15 protein-coding genes are annotated in these 16,657 nt (G+C 66.7%); 2 read left to right on the forward strand and 13 right to left on the reverse strand.

The window, feature by feature from the left end:
• Nucleotides 1–96: 96 nt before the first annotated feature.
• The 4 genes from L540_RS01065 to L540_RS01080 form a co-directional block, all read right to left on the reverse strand.
• A complete protein-coding gene (locus L540_RS01065; RefSeq protein WP_043209380.1) occupies nt 97–1,704 on the reverse strand; it encodes a TolC family outer membrane protein in 1,608 nt (535 codons plus the stop codon).
• The gene (locus L540_RS01070; RefSeq protein ID WP_043209387.1) at nt 1,697–2,539 is read right to left on the reverse strand and encodes a hypothetical protein; all 843 of its coding nucleotides are present in this window, start codon (nt 2,537–2,539) and stop codon (nt 1,697–1,699) included. The genes L540_RS01065 and L540_RS01070 overlap by 8 nt, the downstream gene beginning before the upstream one ends.
• A 16-nt stretch (nt 2,540–2,555) precedes the next feature.
• Nucleotides 2,556–3,347, reverse strand: a complete 792-nt coding sequence (locus tag L540_RS01075) for a SapC family protein (protein WP_043209389.1) — start codon at nt 3,345–3,347, stop codon at nt 2,556–2,558.
• A gap of 272 nt (nt 3,348–3,619) precedes the next feature.
• Nucleotides 3,620–4,297, reverse strand: coding sequence for a response regulator transcription factor (locus tag L540_RS01080; protein ID WP_043209391.1), 678 nt, complete (start codon nt 4,295–4,297; stop codon nt 3,620–3,622).
• A gap of 515 nt (nt 4,298–4,812) precedes the next feature.
• Here L540_RS01080 and L540_RS01085 point away from each other — a divergent pair.
• A complete protein-coding gene (locus L540_RS01085) occupies nt 4,813–5,424 on the forward strand; it encodes a superoxide dismutase (RefSeq protein WP_043209393.1) in 612 nt (203 codons plus the stop codon).
• 60 nt (nt 5,425–5,484) lie between these two features.
• Here L540_RS01085 and L540_RS01090 read toward each other — a convergent pair whose 3' ends face one another.
• Nucleotides 5,485–6,696, reverse strand: a complete 1,212-nt coding sequence (locus L540_RS01090) for an MFS transporter (RefSeq protein WP_043209395.1) — start codon at nt 6,694–6,696, stop codon at nt 5,485–5,487.
• A 164-nt stretch (nt 6,697–6,860) separates the two neighbouring features.
• On the opposite strand from L540_RS01090, the gene L540_RS01095 reads away from it, so the two are divergent.
• Nucleotides 6,861–8,243 (forward strand): AlkA N-terminal domain-containing protein, encoded by a 1,383-nt coding sequence (locus L540_RS01095; RefSeq protein WP_043209464.1) that lies wholly within the window; start codon nt 6,861–6,863, stop codon nt 8,241–8,243.
• A gap of 270 nt (nt 8,244–8,513) precedes the next feature.
• Here the strand turns inward: L540_RS01095 and L540_RS01100 are convergent, their stop codons facing one another.
• The 8 genes from L540_RS01100 to trbE are packed head-to-tail and all read right to left on the reverse strand — an operon-like array spanning nt 8,514 to nt 16,656.
• A complete protein-coding gene (locus tag L540_RS01100) occupies nt 8,514–8,759 on the reverse strand; it encodes a DUF2274 domain-containing protein (protein ID WP_043209397.1) in 246 nt (81 codons plus the stop codon).
• Nucleotides 8,756–10,048, reverse strand: a complete 1,293-nt coding sequence (locus tag L540_RS01105; protein ID WP_043209400.1) for a TraB/TrbI/VirB10 family type IV secretion system protein — start codon at nt 10,046–10,048, stop codon at nt 8,756–8,758. The genes L540_RS01100 and L540_RS01105 overlap by 4 nt, the downstream gene beginning before the upstream one ends.
• 2 nt (nt 10,049–10,050) lie before the next feature.
• The gene (gene trbG, locus L540_RS01110) at nt 10,051–11,040 is read right to left on the reverse strand and encodes a P-type conjugative transfer protein TrbG (RefSeq protein ID WP_048025715.1); all 990 of its coding nucleotides are present in this window, start codon (nt 11,038–11,040) and stop codon (nt 10,051–10,053) included.
• Nucleotides 11,037–11,741 carry a conjugal transfer protein TrbF gene (trbF, locus tag L540_RS01115; RefSeq protein ID WP_043209480.1) on the reverse strand — a complete coding sequence of 235 codons (705 nt, stop codon included), beginning with the start codon at nt 11,739–11,741 and terminating at the stop codon, nt 11,037–11,039. Before trbF ends, trbG begins: the two co-directional genes overlap by 4 nt.
• Before the next feature lie 12 nt (nt 11,742–11,753).
• Nucleotides 11,754–13,142 carry a P-type conjugative transfer protein TrbL gene (gene trbL, locus L540_RS01120; protein WP_048025716.1) on the reverse strand — a complete coding sequence of 463 codons (1,389 nt, stop codon included), beginning with the start codon at nt 13,140–13,142 and terminating at the stop codon, nt 11,754–11,756.
• A complete protein-coding gene (locus L540_RS01125) occupies nt 13,139–13,471 on the reverse strand; it encodes a hypothetical protein (RefSeq protein WP_043211242.1) in 333 nt (110 codons plus the stop codon). Before L540_RS01125 ends, trbL begins: the two co-directional genes overlap by 4 nt.
• A gap of 12 nt (nt 13,472–13,483) precedes the next feature.
• Complete coding sequence (gene trbJ, locus L540_RS01130; protein WP_043211243.1) at nt 13,484–14,212, reverse strand: P-type conjugative transfer protein TrbJ; 729 nt, start codon at nt 14,210–14,212, stop codon at nt 13,484–13,486.
• Nucleotides 14,209–16,656, reverse strand: coding sequence for a conjugal transfer protein TrbE (gene trbE / locus L540_RS01135; RefSeq protein ID WP_048025717.1), 2,448 nt, complete (start codon nt 16,654–16,656; stop codon nt 14,209–14,211). Before trbE ends, trbJ begins: the two co-directional genes overlap by 4 nt.
• Nucleotide 16,657: the final 1 nt, after the last annotated feature.

Genomic DNA, 16,657 nt, shown 5'->3' on the forward strand with positions numbered 1-16,657 from the left:
TATCCGATATTCAATATGGCCGGAATGCTTCCGGCCCAAAAAGGTAATGGCCATCTCCCGCGGAAACGGCCTTGTCGCTGTCTGCCGCCTGGCGGACTACAGGATCTCTTGGCTGATCGCCGCGATGTCCGCCGCATTCAAAGTGCCCGCCGCCTGCTTGAGCTTCAAGCCGTCGAGCACGAAGTTGTATCCCGCCTCGGCCTGCTGCCGCTTCGCGTTGTACAGATTGCGCGTGGCGTCCAGCACGCTGACGATGTCGTTCAGTCCCGCCTTGAAGCCCTCTTCCTTCTGCTTGAGCGCCAGTTCGAAAGACTGCACCGAGCTGTTCAACGCCTTGATGCGGTCGATGCCGATGACAATGTTCTGGAAAGAAGAAAACACCTGGCGCTGCACCTTGCGGCGCGCCAGGCTCAGCTCCGAGGAGGCCGCGCCCAGGCGGCTGGCCGCCGCCTGGCTCATGCCATAGGTGTAGCCGCTCTGGAAGATGGGCACGCTCAGATTGAGCGTGATGCGAGTGTCGGCCACCGTGCTGCCGCCGCCGAACAGGCTGCCGCCTGTCTCATTGCGGCCGGTCGAGGCGCGCAGGGCCAGGCTGGGGTAATAGCCGGCGCGCTGCACCGACACCTCTTTCTCGGCCACGGCCACGGCCGCCGAGGCCGCGCGGATGGACCAATTCTGCTCCAGCGCCGTGCGCAGCCAGACCTGGGCGTCATTGGGCTGCGGCAGCGTCATGGGCAGGTCGCGGCGCACGCGCCGCAGCTTCACATTGCCGTAGCCAATGATCTCCTGCAGGCCCTGCTGCTTGTCCAGGTAATCGTGGCGCGCCAGCAGCGTATTGGCCTGCTGCAGATCCAGGCGGGCCTGGACTTCGCTCACGCCCACCTCGGTTTCCTGGCCGCTGTGATAGCGCGCCTGCACCAGCTCCATCTGCTTTTCGGTGGTGTTGCGCTCGGCCTCGGTCAGCTCGATCTGGTCCTGGGATGCCAGGATGCTCAGATAGGCCGTGGCCGCGCGCAGCATCAAATCCTGCTGCGCATAGGCATAGCTCGCCACTTCCTTGCGCTCGGCATCCTGCGACTGGCGCCACTTGTGATAGGCGCCCAGGTCGAAAATGGGCTGGGTCAGCGTCAGCGCCCAGCCGTTCTCGCTCCAGTTGGCCCGGCCCGTCTGGTAGACGGCGTTCTCGCTATCGACCACATTCTGCTTGACGCGCGCGCGATTGGCCTCGCCCGTCACGCTGGGCAGCAGCCCGGCGCGCGCGGCGGTCACGCCGTAGCCCACGGCCTGCAGCTCCTGATAGGCCCCGCGCAATTGCGGATCATTCTGCAGCGCCAGCAAATAGACCTGATCCAGCGTCATGGGCTCGGTCTGCGCCGGCAGCTCGGCGGCGTTATAGGCCGGCATGTCCTCGGCCCGGTAGCTCGCCGGCGCCGGCAACTCGGTCTTCTCATCGAAGGGCGGCGCGGGCACGGGATCGACCTGGTCCATGCGCGCGCTCGGCGCGGGCTGGCCGAAACCAGAGTCTTCCTGCGGACCGGCCAGTTCCGTCTTGAGCAGACCCGCGTCGGTCTGGATCTGCGCCGGCGTGGCCTCGGTCTGGTGCAGCTCGCGCGTGGCGCAGCCGCCCAGCCCCAGCGTGGCGGCCAGTATCGTCAGCGCCATCCAGGCCGGGCGGCGCGCAGCACGCTTATTGTCTTCAGTCATAGTAGACCGTCAAAAACTCATGACCATCCCGCGCGGTGCCGGCAGCCAGGCTATACAGGCTGCGAGGTTCGTCGGGCACAAGGAATCCCAGCACCTCGCTCTCGGGCAGCGCGAGGCTGGCGGCCAGGCGCAGCAGATCGGGAATGAAGCCGCGCAGCGGCAGATCCGCCCCGCGGAACGTCACCGTGAAGGAGTCGCGCCGGCTCTCGGCCTCGTCCACCTCCAGAAACATGAAGCGCGACGGATCGGCCGCCTCGGCCGCGCGGCCGATGACATCGCTGGCCATCCGCCTGAGCACCGGCTGGGCCAGGCGCTCAAGATAGGGCTGCAAATAGCCTTCGAAAGCCTCGCGATCCTGCAAGTGGCGCATGCGGTAGGCCGTGATGCCCGCCACGCGCCCGGTCGCCGGATGCCATTTGTAGCCGCAGCCCAAGGGCAGCACGCCATGCTGGCGCAGCGTCTCGGGCGCGGGCATGAACTCCAGATAGACGCGGTAGGTGTCGCCGTCGTCGATATCCGGCTCATAGGCAAAGAACATGGCGCGCGCCTGCTCCATGTCCTGCATGATGCGCATCCACAATGACTGCGGAATCGCCAGGGCGCGCGACAACGTCGCAAAGTCCAGCATGCGCCAGTGCTCGCGCTGCACGCCCAGCAGAAAGCGGTTGCCGACCAGGCCCGAGGCCGAGAACTTCATCGACCACTCCACGCCGTCGATCTGCTTGCCCTTGAACACCGAGAGCAGGCGGTCAGCCCAGAATCTGCGCTCCCCCCGCAGCGTATGCAGGGGGATATGCACATCCTCGCCGGCCGGGCCGAGCGTTGCGGTCACCATGGTGGCGCGGTCCCGCTCAGGCGGCCGCTTCCCGCGGCGCCGCGTCGGTCGTCGAGGCGACTTCCTGCTGCTGCAGGGCCTTCTGGCGGCGCTGCTCGTCCAGCATCATGGCCAGGCGCGGCACATTGCCCAGCGAGGCGCGGTGCAGCTCGATCAGGCGCAGGATGCCCGCGCGGTGCAGCTCGACCACGCGCACGTCGTCGATGCCGGCGAACTTCTGGTCATCCACGACCCAGAAACCGCTCAGGTAGCGATCGCCCTCGGCCTGCGAAATCGTGATGGTCTTGGCCACCAGCAGCCCCAGCTCGTTCAGGCGCTGCGCCATCTGCTTGGTCAGCTCCATCTCGCCCTGGAAAACGCGCAGGAACTCCATCATCTGGGTCAGATAGCCGGTCTCCTTGCCATCCTCGAACAGGGCCACGCCTTCGGCGCGGTTGATGCCCGGATAGGACTCGTCAATACAGACCGCCAGGCGATCGGTATCCGAGGTCGTGCCCAGCACAAAGGGATAGCGGCGCGCGAAGGCCGGGACATAGGTATCGGCCTTCCACATTCCCTCGGCGGTCACGAAGAGATTGGAGCGGTCTTCCAGACCCAGCAGCACGGCCACATGGAAATTGCCCTGCTCATCGCCCACGAAGACGATGGGATAGTGGCGTCCGGCGTCGGCGAACTCGCTGGCCGCGATGGGCAGCGCATTGGTGTCGCGCGCGAAGGCGTAGTGATCCGGCTGAATCTGGATCTTCGTGTCCTGGTGCGCGGCACGGTCCAGCGCCACGGCGCGCTCATAGAAAACGGTTGCGGACATTTGGTAAACCCCTCCTGAAAACTGTTACCTGTCTTGCTGGCCAGCGCCTGTGCCCCCCCCAACCGCCCCCAGGAAACCAAGGGTTTTCCCGTATTGAACAGAAAACGGCTGTTCGTGAGCAATAGTGTCAGACGCTAGGAAAAAACGAAATAATTAGACTGACTTCTGTCAATACTCGTCTATGCCTGAAACTGGGTATTTCCCCTCCGGAAAAGCCCGTGGCACAAGGCTCGCCGGCCACCGGCTGGGCCGCAGACAACACGAGCCTCCCCTCAGTCCAGCAGACCGCGCGCCCGCGCGGCATGAACCGCCTTGGTGCGCGAGGACACGACCAGCTTGCGATAGATATGTTTGATATGGCGCTCGACCGTGTAGCGCGACAGATGCAATTGCTCGGCAATCTCGCGATTGCCCAGGCCCGAAGCCACCAGGCGCAGAATCTGGGTCTCGCGCGGGCTCAGGGGGCCGACGGGATCGGGCAGGTCCGCGGGCCGGCCGCGGAACTCCTGCAGCAGACGCCGCGCCACGAAGGGATCGATGGGCGCGCCGCCGCTCAGGATGCTGCGCACCGCGATGCTGACCTCCAGGTCGTCGCGCTCCTTGAGCACATAGCCCGAAGCGCCAGCGCGCAAGGCGGCCAGGATGGCCTCCTCCGAACTCCAGGCCGACACCACCAGAATGGCCATCTGGGGGTTGGCGGCATACATCTCGGCGATGAGGTCCACGCCGCTGCCGTCCGGCAAGCCCAGGTCCACCAGCGCCACGGCGGCGGGCTGGCGCGAAAGACTGGCCCGCGCCTCGGCCAGGGAGCCGGCGAAATACAGCGCGTCCTGCTCATAGCCCAGGCGCAGCAATACCCTTTCCAGCCGGTCGCGCACCGGCGGCTCATCCTCTATCAACAGCACTGGTGCCCGCAGCGCGAAGTCGAGAATGGTTGGAAGGGCGGACATAGGATCGGGTCGCTTGCGTCAGAATATGACAGCCTCGGCGCCAAGACCGGCCGGGCTAGGAGTATGAAAAAAATAGATAAATCGGATTACAAGTGCGGGCGAAGAATAGCACTGCTGTCGCGTCAAGCGGGATGAAATCCAGCCCAACCCCCACGAATCCGGCATCAAGTGTTTTATATCGAAACATATCGGGGATATATATCAACGTGCAGCCACGTTAACCCCGAATCATTTTTTCGAAAATAGAAAAATCGCGCAAAACCAATACAAAACCTTGCGCGAGTCATCGCGAGCGAACGATAACAACATTGCCGGGGACCGTCATCCGCCTTTAGTCGTAGAGAGCGCGGGCCCAAAAGCCCTGTCTGCGGCAAGGGCTTGCTTCGCTTCAATAATAAAAATACATACCATTCTTATCATCGATCCAGGAAGTCCCCGACCATGCAGGCCCTCTCCGCTCCCGCCGCGCGCCATGCCGACGTTTCCTGTCCTCCCCCGACAAGAAGGAGATCGAAATGGCTTACACCCTGCCTCCCCTGCCCTATGCCTACGATGCGCTCGAGCCCCATATCGATGCCCAGACCATGGAGATCCACTACACGCGGCATCACCAGACCTATATCAACAACCTGAACACCGCCCTGCAATCCCATGGCCTGCCCTTTCCTCCCATCGAGGCGCTGCTGGCCGGCATCGACCGGCTGCCGCGGGACATCCGGGGCGCGGTGCGCAACAACGGCGGCGGCCACGCCAATCACAGCCTGTTCTGGGAAATCATGTCGCCCCAAGGCGGCGGCCGTCCCCAGGGCCGGCTGGCCGCAGCCATCGACGCCGAACTGGGCGGCCTGGATGGTTTCAAGGCGCAATTCACCCAGGCCGCGCTCACGCGCTTTGGCAGCGGCTGGGCCTGGTTGTGCCTGACGCCCGGCAACACCCTGCTCGTGCAAAGCAGCGCCAACCAGGACAGCCCGATCATGGAGGGCCATACCCCTATCCTCGGGCTGGATGTCTGGGAGCATGCCTATTACCTCAAGTACCAGAACCGCCGGCCCGACTATATTGCGGCCTTCTATGAGGTGATCCACTGGCCCGAGGTGGCGCGCCGCTACGAGGCCGCGCTGGCCTGAGGCCAGGCGTTTGCGCGGCGGGCCAAGCGGATGACGTCGCTTCCTGTCTGCGCCGCGGGTTCAGGCCCGCCTGCGCATATCGGCCAGCGCCCAATAATGGATCGCCAGGCCGGCCAGCGCCAGCAGGCCGCCCACCCAGCCGGTGGACGACCAGCCCAGGCCGGCGTCGATGGCCACGCCGCCCAGCCAGGCGCCCAGTGCATTGGCGATATTGAAGGCGGAGTGGTTCAGGGCGGCGGCCAGGGTCTGGGCGTCGCCGGCCACATCCATCAGCCGCGTCTGCAAGGTGGCGCCCAGGGCCACCACGGTGCCAATCAGCAACACGTTGAGCGAGCCCAGGACGGCGCTGTGCGAGGTCAGGAAAAAGGCGCTCATCACGATGGCCGCCCAGATCAGCACATAGCGGATGGTGCGTTCCATATTGCGGTCGGCCAGACGCGATCCCAGCAGATTGCCGCCCACCATGCCCGCGCCGAACAGCGCCAGCACCAGCGGCACCCAGGCCTCGGGCAGATGCGCCACCTCTATCATGGTGGGCTTGATATAGCTGAACACGGAAAAAATGCCGCCCGAACCGATGGCGCCTATGCCCAGGGTCAGGATGACCTGCTTGCGGCGCAGGGCATCGAGTTCGCGCAGCGGACTGGCGGCCTTGTTGCCGGGGCTGTAGGGCACCCAGCGCCAGACCAGCAGCGCCGTGAGCAGGCCGATGGCTCCCACGATGGCGAAGGCCGAGCGCCAGCCCAGCCACTGCCCGATGGCCGCGGCGATGGGCACGCCCACCAAGGTCGCGATGGTCAGGCCCAGCAGGACCATGGCCACGGCCTGGGTGCGCCGGTGCAAGGGCACCAGCCCGGCGGCCACCAGGGCGGCCACGCCGAAATACGTGCCATGCGGAAAACCCGTCAGGAAGCGCGCCAGCGCCATGGAGGCAAAGCCGGGCGCCATGGCGCTGACCATATTGCCCAGCGCGAAGACCAGCATCAGGCCGATCAGGAAACTGCGCCGCGGCAGGCGCGCGCCCAGCACGGCCAATAGCGGCGCGCCGATCACCACGCCCAGCGCGTAGATACTGATCAAATGGCCGGCCTGCGGGATGGAAATGCCGAGATCGCGGGCGGCATCGGGCAAAAGGCCCATGATGACGAATTCGCCGGTGCCGATGCCGAAACCGCCCACGCCCAGGGCAAAAAGGGCCCGACGGGTCTGGGCGGGAGACAGTTCGGAAGACGGAGGGGCAAGCTCGTCGGCAATGCCTGCGGAAGTGGACATAGACAAAGAGGGACTCGGAAACGGAAACAGGCCCGCCGCGGGGCGGGACGGGCCGGTGCAATGGTAACGCCAACCCGCCGGCCCGGCCCGTCATGGCCATGTCCGAAAACGGCGAGAAAAAGTAAGCTCTCCTGGCTACAGTAGACGCCATGGAGGACAGGGCAATGATCAACGACGCACCCCAGGCATGGTATTCCGCCTTCAAGGCGAAGGACGCGAGGTTCGACGGGCGATTCTTCGTGGCCGTTTCGTCCACCGGCATCTACTGCCGTCCCGTCTGCCCGGCCAAGCTGCCCAAGCTGGAAAACTGCAGCTTCCACCAGACCGCGGCGTCGGCCGAACAGGCCGGCTACCGCCCCTGCCTGATCTGCCGGCCCGAACTGGCCCCCGGCCAGGCGCGCATCGACGCCTCGGCCTCGCTGGCCCGCCGGGCGGCCAGGCTGCTCGAAGACCAATGCGGCAGCGACGCCTCGCTGGACGCGCTGGCGCGGCGCCTGGGCTGCACCGACCGCCACCTGCGCCGCGTCTTCAAGGCCGAACTCGGCGTCTCGCCCGTCCAGTACATGCAGACCGCCCGCCTGCTCCTGGCCAAGAACCTGCTCACCGACACCGACCTGCCCGTGCTCGACGTGGCCATGGCCTCGGGCTTCGGCAGCCTCAGGCGCTTCAACGCGCTGTTCAAGACCCGCTACCGGCTTGTTCCCACCGCCTTGCGGCGCCGCAAGCGCGCCGAGCCGGCCAGCCCGCTCACGCTCACCCTGAGCTACCGCCCGCCCTATCAATGGGAAGCCATTCTCGGCTTCCTGGCCTCGCGCGCCATCCCCGGCGTCGAACACATCGACGGCGCGCGCTATGCCCGGGCCGTTGCCCTCGATGCCCCCAACGGCAAAACCCATACCGGCTGGATACGCATCGCCCACCTGCCCAAGAAAAACGCGCTCGAACTGCAAGCCTCCCTGTCGCTGCTGCCCGTGCTCCCCCTGGTCCTGGCCCGGGTGCGCCACCTCTTCGACCTGGGTTGCGACCCCCAGGCCGTGCACCAGGGCCTGAGCGCGATGAACAGCCTCGCCCCCGGCCTGCAGACCCTGGGCACCCGTCTGCCCGGCAGCTTCGACCCCTTCGAAATGGCCGTGCGGGCCGTGCTCGGCCAGCAAATCACGGTCGGCGCGGCCCGCACCCTGGCAAGCCGCATCGTCGACCATTACGGCCATCCCGTGCCCACCGGCATCGCCGGCCTGAGCCACGCCTTTCCGTCGCCGCGGCGCATCCTCGCCCTGCCAGGCGACATCGAAAGCCATATGGGCCCGATCGGCATCATCCGCACGCGCGCGCGCACCATACGCGCCCTGGCCCAGGCGCTGGCCGAACAACACATCGACTTCGGCCCCGGCGCGCTGCCCGAAGCCGAGGTCGAAAAACTCCTCGCGCTGCCCGGCATCGGCCCCTGGACGGCCCAATACATCGCCATGCGCGCCATGGCCTGGCCCGACGCCTTCCTGCCCACCGACTACGGCGTCAAAAAAGTGCCTGTGTCAAGCCCCCAGTGAAAATCGCTGGGGGCTCAAAAGCTTATACAGGACACGGGTTTAGCTCTACTTCGGGCCGCTTTGCGGGGCTGCGGCTTTGTGGGCTAGGAGCCACATAAGAGCGTCGCGGTAGAAAGCCGGAGCGTACTGCGTCGGGGGCGATTGCCAGCAGACGGTAGGCTTGCCCGGCCATCATAGCCCAATCAGTCGCGGCGCTCCAGAACGAGAACGAAGAACGCGCAGCGTTGGGCTGCGCGTTCGAGGGTGCATCGGCAATGCGTCCGTGTATTGTCAGCTCGGCTTCGGCGGTGCGGGCTTGCTCGCGCCTCCCTTCCTGAATCCCCGGTCGCCGGCGATGAACGCCTCCAGCATGTGCGGGATCAGCGTCACGGCATCGACAGTCTCGCCATACGCCTGCGCGTGCAGCGCGGCGTAGCGGTCGAGATCGGCCTTCAAGCTGGCCGGGCAGGCAAAGGTCAGCTTGATGCTCTCGGTCTTGGGCAGCGGCCCCAGCCGCAGCTTTTTGGTCGTGCTCATCGTGAAGTCCCCCGATTGAAGAACAGCGGCTGATACGGCCGCAGCACCAGATCCCGATTGACGATGATGCGAACCGGCAGGCCAGGCCGCTCGGTCAAGGTGGGCTGGATGTTGAGGTTGCGCCGGGTCATCTCCTGCCCGACCTGGTTCACGCTGTCCTGCAAGCTGTCGCGCCCGGCGATGATGACGCGATCGCCGTTCTGGCGGTTTTCCGGCGCGGCCAGCTCGGCGCCGACGCCCAGCAGCGTGGTCAGCACCGCGCCAGCAAAGATGCGATCCCAATGCCAATCGACGCCATCCTCCAGGCCGGCGTAGCCGGCCGGGTCAGTGCCGGCCAGGTTGTCGAGCGTGAGCGATGACGTGTCGGGCAGGATGATCCGGTTCCAGACGACTTGAACGCGGCTCTGCCCGTAGCTGACCTGGCTGTTGTAGCGGCCGAGGATGCGCGAACCTTGCGGAATCAGCAGGAAGCGCCCGGTGGCCGTGTCATAGACCGGCTCCGTCACCGTGGCGATCACATCGCCGGGCAAGTCCGACTTGATGCCCGTGACCAGTGCCCCGGCGACCACCGTTCCGGCCATCACCTGATACGGCGATGCCGGCATTTGCAGGTTGCCGGAATTACGAGTTTCCGTGGTTCCGGCTTGCTGGAACGCCTCTTTCTGGTCTTGCCTGTTCTGCACGACCGTCGGGTCGGCGGGCTGGGCCGCCGTCGAGGCCGGCCCGCCCGCCATCGGGTCGAAGGCCGCATTGGCGGCGAAGCCCGACGCGGCGGCCACCTGCGACTGCACCACCGACGCGGCCTGCTGGGTGCCGGTGCGGAAGAACACCGACGATGCAGCCGCTTCCTCGGCCTCCTTCAACCGCGCCAAGCGTTCCGCCTCGGCCGGGTCGTGACCGGGGGCAGCGTAGGCGGCCACGGCCGGCTGCTGCGAGTTCACGATGGCCGGCCCAAGGTCGCCCGGCAGCGGCGGCCCCAGCTCGGGCACGTCGGGGGGCAAGGTCGGCGGCAGCTTGGAATAGTCGGCCGGAAGCTGGTCGAGTCCTTCGGAGCGTGAAACGCGATCGACGTTGTAAAGCTCGGTCTGCTCGTTGGCCGTGCGCCGCTGCGGTTGCAGCGACCACATCAGCGCGCCCAGCACGGCGACCGACAGGCCGCCGGCGAGGATGGCCAGCGTGCGCCGGTTCAGCCGTGTGACCGGCCGAGGCTGGGCGCGCAGCGCCACCGCCTCGGGTTCGACCTTGCCCGCCTGCGGCACGGCAACGTCGGGAGTGTCGTCCTGGCTCATGGTCAGTTCCTCCGCGTGCCATCCGTGCGCTCGATGCGCACCACGTCGCCACCGTCCCCGCCCAATCGCAGTTCAGCCGCACCGAACAGTCGATCGACGATGTAGTACGGCGGGCGGAAGCGGTAATTCACCAGTTGCCCGTCGCCCTGTGCGCCGATGACGAACAGCGGCGGCAACTCGCCTTGGGCGATGCCCGGCGGGAACTGGATATAGACCTTCTCGCCGTCATCGAAAGCGCGCAGCGGCTTCCACGGCGGATTGCTGCCGCTGATCGCGTAGCGGAAGCGGATGCGCTCCAGCGACAGTCCGGTCTCGACCGGCGCGGTCGCCTGCGCGGCCTGCGACTGGCGCTGCAAGGCCAGCATCCGATCTCTCGGGTAATCCCAGGACACCGATGCCATCCAGGCGCGTTCGGTCGAAGTCAGTTCCAGCAGGTACGTCCGGCGGCTGGTGGTGATGACCAGGTTCGTCTTCAGCCCGGAACGGATCGGCTTGACCAGCACATTGATGCGCAGCTCGTCGCCGCTGCCGCTGGACGTGTCGCCGACGATCCAGCGCACGGTATCGCCGGCGGCGACCGTCACCAGTTCTTCGCCGGGCTGGAGCGAAACCACGGTGACGCGCCCCGGCGCGGCATAGACCTGATACAGCGCGCCATCGGTGAAGGGCCAGACTTGAATCGCGTTGATGTAGCCCTCGCGCGTGGGCGCGATGCGCGCCTCGGCATTGGCCTTCGATACGCGCACGGTTTCGTCGGTCGGCTCCGGCGCCGGCGGCGCTTCGTCCACCTCGGGCAGCGGTTTCAACTGCGCCGGCATCGGCAGCACCGTGGGCACCTCCACCACTTCGACCGGCTTGGGCGGTTCAGGCAACGGCTGGGCCTGCACGGGTTCATCGAGCGAAATGGTCGGCGGCGGCTTGCCCTGCGTGGCGCAGCCCGCCAGGACAAGAAGCATCAACGGCAAAGCGTAAAAGCGGAAAGGCAGGTTCATGGCGTGGCTCCTTCGGAAGAATCCAGCTCGCGGCTCCACGACAGGCCGTTGACGTAGATGCCCAGCGGGTTGTGGCGCAGACGTTCCTCGGTGCGCGGGGTTTGCAGCACGATGGACACCACGGCCGTCCACCGCTCCAGCCCGGCGGCCGCGCCATTGACGTAGCGGCGTTCCGTCCAGCGCACGTTGAAAGACGTGTCGCTGGCGCGCACGACACTGGTGATCTGCACCGTCACCGACTCGCGGCCAATGCGGGCGAACGGGTCGTTACTACGGGCGTAGTCGTTGAGCACCGCCGCGCCCCTGTCCGTGGTGTAGTCGTAGGCATCCAGCCAGTTCTGTCGCACCACGATGGGGTCGATGGACAGCGACCGAACCAGCGTGATGAAGCGCGCGATGTGGTGCGCCGTCTGCGCGTCGTTGGGCCGGTACGGCGTGGCCGCTTCACCCACGGCGCGTACCTGGCCGGCGTTGTCCACTTCCACCACATAAGGCGTCACGAAGGACTGCGCCGAACGCCAGACCAGGCCGCCAGCCATCAGCAGCGCCAGCACCAGGCAGCCGAAGGCCATCAGCCGCCAGTTCTTCGCCTGCACGCGGGCCGAGCCGATACGCTCGTCCCACACCTGCGCGGCGGATTGGTATGGGGTGGCAGGCTGCGGCGTATCGGCATAGCGCACCTGCGGTCGCTTGAATCGCATGGTCGTCTCTCCTTATGAATCGGAATCGCGCAGGCTCGGGCCTTGCCCGGAGCCGCCACCATCGCCACCGCGCAGCGTGTGGGCGGTGGTGGTCGCGGCGTGGGTCATCTGCTGGCGGCGGTGCAGGCGCTTGGCCCAGGCCGGTTGCTTCTGCCCGGCGGCGGCCGGGGCATCGCCTTCGGCTGCACTCCCTTGGGCGGCGGCGCCGCTGGTCGCTGCCGCACCGCCACCAGAGGCCGGTGCCGCGCCGTCGGCGCGAAAAGCGGCTGCTGTCCGGTCTTTGAGCGAGCGCGCCCCGGCGGCGGCCTTCTGGCCGGCGGCCTGCGCACCGGTCTTGGCGACATTGCCCAGGCCCGCCATCGCGCCTTTGGCCCCGCCACCGGCTGCGGCGGAACCGGCCTGGAACGCCGATCGGGCGCTACCTGCCGTCGAGGCAGCGGCACGCGCACCGCTGCCGGCCAACTTGGCGGCGGCCGGCGCCACACGCGCCCCGGCCATGACCGCACCGCCCACACCAGTCGCGGCGGCGCCAATGGCAACGCCCGTGCCAACAGCGCCGACAGCGGCACCGGCCATCGCGCCCGCGCCAAGCTGCGGCGCACCGGACACGAGACCCGTGGCGATGCCCGGCCCGAAGATGCCCAGGGCCAACAGCGCAAGCGAGGCCAGCATCACGACCAGGGCATGGTCGATGGACGGTTCATCCGGCACGGTCTGGAATTCCGCGAACAGGCCCGAGCCGATGCCGACGATGACGGCCAGCACAAGTACCTTGACGCCAGACGACACCACGTTGCCGAGCACCTTTTCAGCCAGGAAGCTCGTCTTGTTCCAGAGCGCGAACGGCACCAGCACGAAGCCGGCGAGTGTGGTCAGCTTGAACTCGATCAGCGTGATGAAAAGCTGCACCGCCAGCACGAAGAAGCAGAGGATCACCACCAGCCAGGCGAGGAACATCACCACGATGGGGTCGATGTTCACGAACACCTCGGGGAAGCCGGCCATGTCGCCGATCTGTTCCAGAATCGGCGCACCCGCGTCGATGCCGGTCTTCGCCAGCCGCCCCGGTTGCAGGAAGTTCTCCATCGTGATGGCCGAGCCGGTGGCCGTCAGGCCCAGGCCGGCGAACGAGCGGAACACGATGCCGGCCAGCCAGTTGAAGTTGCCGATGATGTAGGCGAAGGCACCGACGTAGAGCACCTTGCGCAGCAGCTTGGCGATCACGTCCTCGCCCTGGCCGGTGGCGTGGCTCATCGCCCAATACAGGCCGGCGATGGTCATGTCGATGACGATGAGCGTGGCGGTCAGGAACGCCACTTCGCCTTGCAGTAGCCCGAAGCCGGAGTCGATGTAGCGCGAGAACGTGTCGAGGAAACGGTCGATGATGGTCACGTCGTTCATGGCGTGTCCTCGGATGCAGGCGAGGCCGGCGTTTCGCCGCCATCGGCGGGTTCATCGAAGCTCGGCGGAATGGGCGGCAGATCGGCCAGCGTCCGGTATTCGTCCGGCCCGGTCTGGCCGGCGAAGAAGCGCCGCCGGAACGCTTCGGCGGCAGCGCGGCAGGCGTCCTCGCCCACGGCTTGCCGGTCGGCCGCGCATTGCGCGCGCAGCGCCTTGAGCCGCACGGGATCGGCGGCCAAGGCATCGGCCAGGTCTTCGGCCTGCTGCTGGCCGCACGCGGTCAGCAGCAGGGCCAGCAGCGAAGCCGACAGGGCGAGGACGCATCGCATGGCTGTCTCCCGTCAGTTGCCGTAGAAGTCCACGCGCTGCGGCGTGTACGGCGTGCCGGTGCCAAGGAAGCGCCGCCGCACTTCGCGGGCGCGCTCGGTGGCCGCCGCCTGCCGCGCCAGTTCCAGCGAGGCCGCCCGGTCTTGCGTGATCTGGAGCTGCTGCGCCTGGATGGACTGCTTGGCCTGCAAGGCAAGGAGCTGGTTCGTCGCCTGCATCGCTTGCAGCGCGCCGGTGGCGGACTGGCTCTGGCTGACCAGATCGGCCAGCGCGCTTTCGTCTTGGGTCAGGTTCTGCGACACCTGGGCTTGCATCCGCATCGCGGTGTGCAGGCCGTTGAGCGTGTTTTTCCAACGCTCCTGCGCATCGCGGAACATCTGATCGCCACTGACGGTTGCGGCGTATTGCTCGGGATACAGGCGTGCGAACTCCCGATCCATGTTCGTCACGTCGTAGGCCAGCCCCTGCGCTTCGGCGATCAGGCGCTCGGTGGTGGCGAGCGTCGAGCGCAGCCGGTTGACGATGTTGAAGTCCAGATTCGCCAGATTGCGCGCCTGGTTCATCAGCATCTGGGCTTCGTTCTGGAGCTGGTGAATCTGGTTGTTGATCTGCTCCATCGTGCGAATCGCGGTCAGCGTGTTCTGCACGAGGTTCGTGGGATCGACCACGACCCATTGCGCCTGAACGCTGGAAGCAATGCAGAACATGGCCGCAACAGCGGCGGCGAGAAAGCGCTTCTTCATGGCAGGTTCTCCTGTGGTTGGGAATGGACAAAAGCGGCCGCCGGTGCGGACGGCAGCAGGTCGGCGGCCCAATCAAGGCCGCGATGGCGCAGCCACGCGCCGGCGAAGCCGGGTGCGCCGGCCTGCGTCAGCACGCGGTCGATGTCGCGTTGGTCTTGCGGTGTGGATGCGCCCGCGAACGCGAGCGCGGCCGGCCCCAGGTCGAGGTCGAACAGGCGATTGCCGAGACGGGATTGGTAGTAGTAGTCGCGCTTGGGCTGCGCGGTGGCGACGATTTCGATCTGCCGGTTGTTGAGGCCGAAGCCCTCGTAGATCGTGCGAATCTGCGGCTCGGTGGCCTGCGGGTTAGGTAAGAAAATCCTGCTCGCGCAGCTTTCGATGATCGCGGGCGCGATGGTCGAATCCTTGATGTCGGCCAGCGACTGCGTGGCGAAGATGACGCTGACGTTCTTTTTCCTGAGCGTCTTGAGCCATTGGCGGATGCGGGCCGCGAAAGACGGCTCATCGAGGAACAGCCACGCTTCATCCAGAATCAGCAGCGTGGGCGCACCGTCGAAACGCTCGTCGAAGCGGGCGAACAGGTAGCGCAGCACCGCTTGCACGGCGGCGGGGCTGTGCATCAGTTCTTCCATCTCGAAGCCCTGCACGTCGGCCATGCCCAGCCGGTCGTGGTCGGCGTCCAGCAGCTTGCCGTGGGAGCCGCCGAGCACGTAGGGCGAAAGCGCCTGGCGCAGCGCGTTCGATTGCAGCAGCACGGAAAGCCCGGTCATCGTGCGCTGTTCCTGCGGCGCACCGGCGAGGCTGCCGAGTGCCGACCAGATGGCCACCTTCTCGTCCGGGCCGACGGTCACGCCTTCATGCAGCAGGCGACCTTCCACCCATTCGGCGGCCCAGGAGCGGTAGCCCTCATGGTCGATGCGCGCGAGCGGCTGGAACGCGATGCCGCCATCGGCGCCCAGGTCGTAGTGCTCGCCGCCCAGGCCGAGGATGGTGGCGCGCATGGAGCGGCCCATGTCGAAGGCGAAGATCCGCGAGCCGAAGTAGCGGCGGAACTGCAAGGCCAGCGTCGCCAGCAGTACCGATTTGCCCATGCCGGTGGGGCCAGCGACCAGCGTGTGTCCCACGTCGCCGATGTGCGTGACCAGCCGGAACGGCGTCGCGCCATCGGTGCGGGTGACTATCAGCGGTGGGCCGTCGAGGTGGTCGTTCTTCTCCGGCCCGGCCCACACCGCCGACAGCGGCATCATGTGCGCCAGGTTCAGCGTCGAGATGATGGGCTGGCGCACGTTCGCGTAGGCGTTGCCGGGAATGGACGACAGCCACGCATCCACCGCATTGAGGGTTTCGGGAATGGTCACGAAGCCCCGGCCCTGGATGACGCGCTCCACCATGCGCAGCTTCTCGTCGGCCACGGCTGGGTCGGCGTCGAACACCGTCACCGTGGCGGTGAGATAGCCGAACGCGACTTGATCGCTGCCCAGCTCCTGCAAGGCGGCATCGGCGTCGGCCGCCTTGTTGCTGGCGTCGGTATCGACCAGCGGGCTTTCCTGCTGGAAGATGGTTTCGCGCAGCAGCGCGACGACGTTCTTGCGCTTGGCGAACCACTGGCGGCGCAATCGGCCCAGCTCCTTTTCCGCCTCGGCCTTGTCCATGCAAAGAAAGCGCGTGCTCCAGCGGTAGGCAAAGCCCAGGCGGTTGAGGTCGTCCAGCAGGCCCGGCCAGGTCGAGGTCGGAAAGCCCCGCACCGACACCACGCGCAAGTGCTGGTCGCCCAGCGTGGGCGCCAGGCCACCGACCAGCGCCGAATCGGCCAGCAGCGCGTCCAGATGGAAAGGCACTTCGGGAACACCGATGCGATAGCGCCGCGTCGAGACGGTCGCGTGCAGGTAGGTCAGCGTCTGGCTGTCGTCCAGCCAGGCGATTTCCGGCATCACGCCGTCGAGCAGGTCGAAGACGCGATCGGTTTCCGCCACGAAGGCATCGAGGCGGCCGTCCCAATCCACGCCATCGCCGGGCGAGTTCTCGTAGAGCAGCTTGGCGGCGCGGGCGCGGGATTCCTCCGGCGGCAGGAAAGCCACCGTCAGGTGATAGGCGCTCTCGAAGTGATGGCCCGATTCCTCGAAGGCGGCGCGGCGTTCTTCATCGACGAGCCAGGACAACGGTTCGGGGAAGTCGGAATGCGGATAGTCGGCGGCGGATTGGCGCTCTGCCTCGATGAACAAGGCCCAGCCAGAACCCAGCCGGCGCAGCGCGTTGTTGAGCCGTGCAGACGCGGCGATCAGCTCGCCTTGCGTGGCGCTGTCCAAGTCGGGGCCGCGAAAGCGGGCCGTGCGCTGGAAACTGCCGTCCTTGTTCAAGACGACACCCGGTGCGATCAGCCCGGCCCAGGGCAGCCAGTCGGCGAGCAAGGCCGGACGCTGGCGGTATTCGGCAAGGTTCAGCATC

Origin of the sequence: Bordetella pseudohinzii (assembly GCF_000657795.2) — a bacterium.
Classification (GTDB): domain Bacteria; phylum Pseudomonadota; class Gammaproteobacteria; order Burkholderiales; family Burkholderiaceae_B; genus Bordetella; species Bordetella pseudohinzii.

Coding starts and splice junctions, on each gene's coding strand:
- L540_RS01105 (WP_043209400.1), bottom strand. CDS start 10,048: ATGAGCCAGGACGACACTCCCGACGTTGCCGTGCCGCAGGCGGGCAAG.
- L540_RS01080 (WP_043209391.1), bottom strand. CDS start 4,297: ATGTCCGCCCTTCCAACCATTCTCGACTTCGCGCTGCGGGCACCAGTG.
- trbL (WP_048025716.1), bottom strand. CDS start 13,142: ATGAACGACGTGACCATCATCGACCGTTTCCTCGACACGTTCTCGCGC.
- trbG (WP_048025715.1), bottom strand. CDS start 11,040: ATGAACCTGCCTTTCCGCTTTTACGCTTTGCCGTTGATGCTTCTTGTC.
- L540_RS01100 (WP_043209397.1), bottom strand. CDS start 8,759: ATGAGCACGACCAAAAAGCTGCGGCTGGGGCCGCTGCCCAAGACCGAG.
- L540_RS01075 (WP_043209389.1), bottom strand. CDS start 3,347: ATGTCCGCAACCGTTTTCTATGAGCGCGCCGTGGCGCTGGACCGTGCC.
- L540_RS01065 (WP_043209380.1), bottom strand. CDS start 1,704: ATGACTGAAGACAATAAGCGTGCTGCGCGCCGCCCGGCCTGGATGGCG.
- trbF (WP_043209480.1), bottom strand. CDS start 11,741: ATGCGATTCAAGCGACCGCAGGTGCGCTATGCCGATACGCCGCAGCCT.
- L540_RS01095 (WP_043209464.1), top strand. CDS start 6,861: ATGATCAACGACGCACCCCAGGCATGGTATTCCGCCTTCAAGGCGAAG.
- L540_RS01125 (WP_043211242.1), bottom strand. CDS start 13,471: ATGCGATGCGTCCTCGCCCTGTCGGCTTCGCTGCTGGCCCTGCTGCTG.
- L540_RS01085 (WP_043209393.1), top strand. CDS start 4,813: ATGGCTTACACCCTGCCTCCCCTGCCCTATGCCTACGATGCGCTCGAG.
- trbE (WP_048025717.1), bottom strand. CDS start 16,656: ATGCTGAACCTTGCCGAATACCGCCAGCGTCCGGCCTTGCTCGCCGAC.
- L540_RS01090 (WP_043209395.1), bottom strand. CDS start 6,696: ATGTCCACTTCCGCAGGCATTGCCGACGAGCTTGCCCCTCCGTCTTCC.
- L540_RS01070 (WP_043209387.1), bottom strand. CDS start 2,539: ATGGTGACCGCAACGCTCGGCCCGGCCGGCGAGGATGTGCATATCCCC.
- trbJ (WP_043211243.1), bottom strand. CDS start 14,212: ATGAAGAAGCGCTTTCTCGCCGCCGCTGTTGCGGCCATGTTCTGCATT.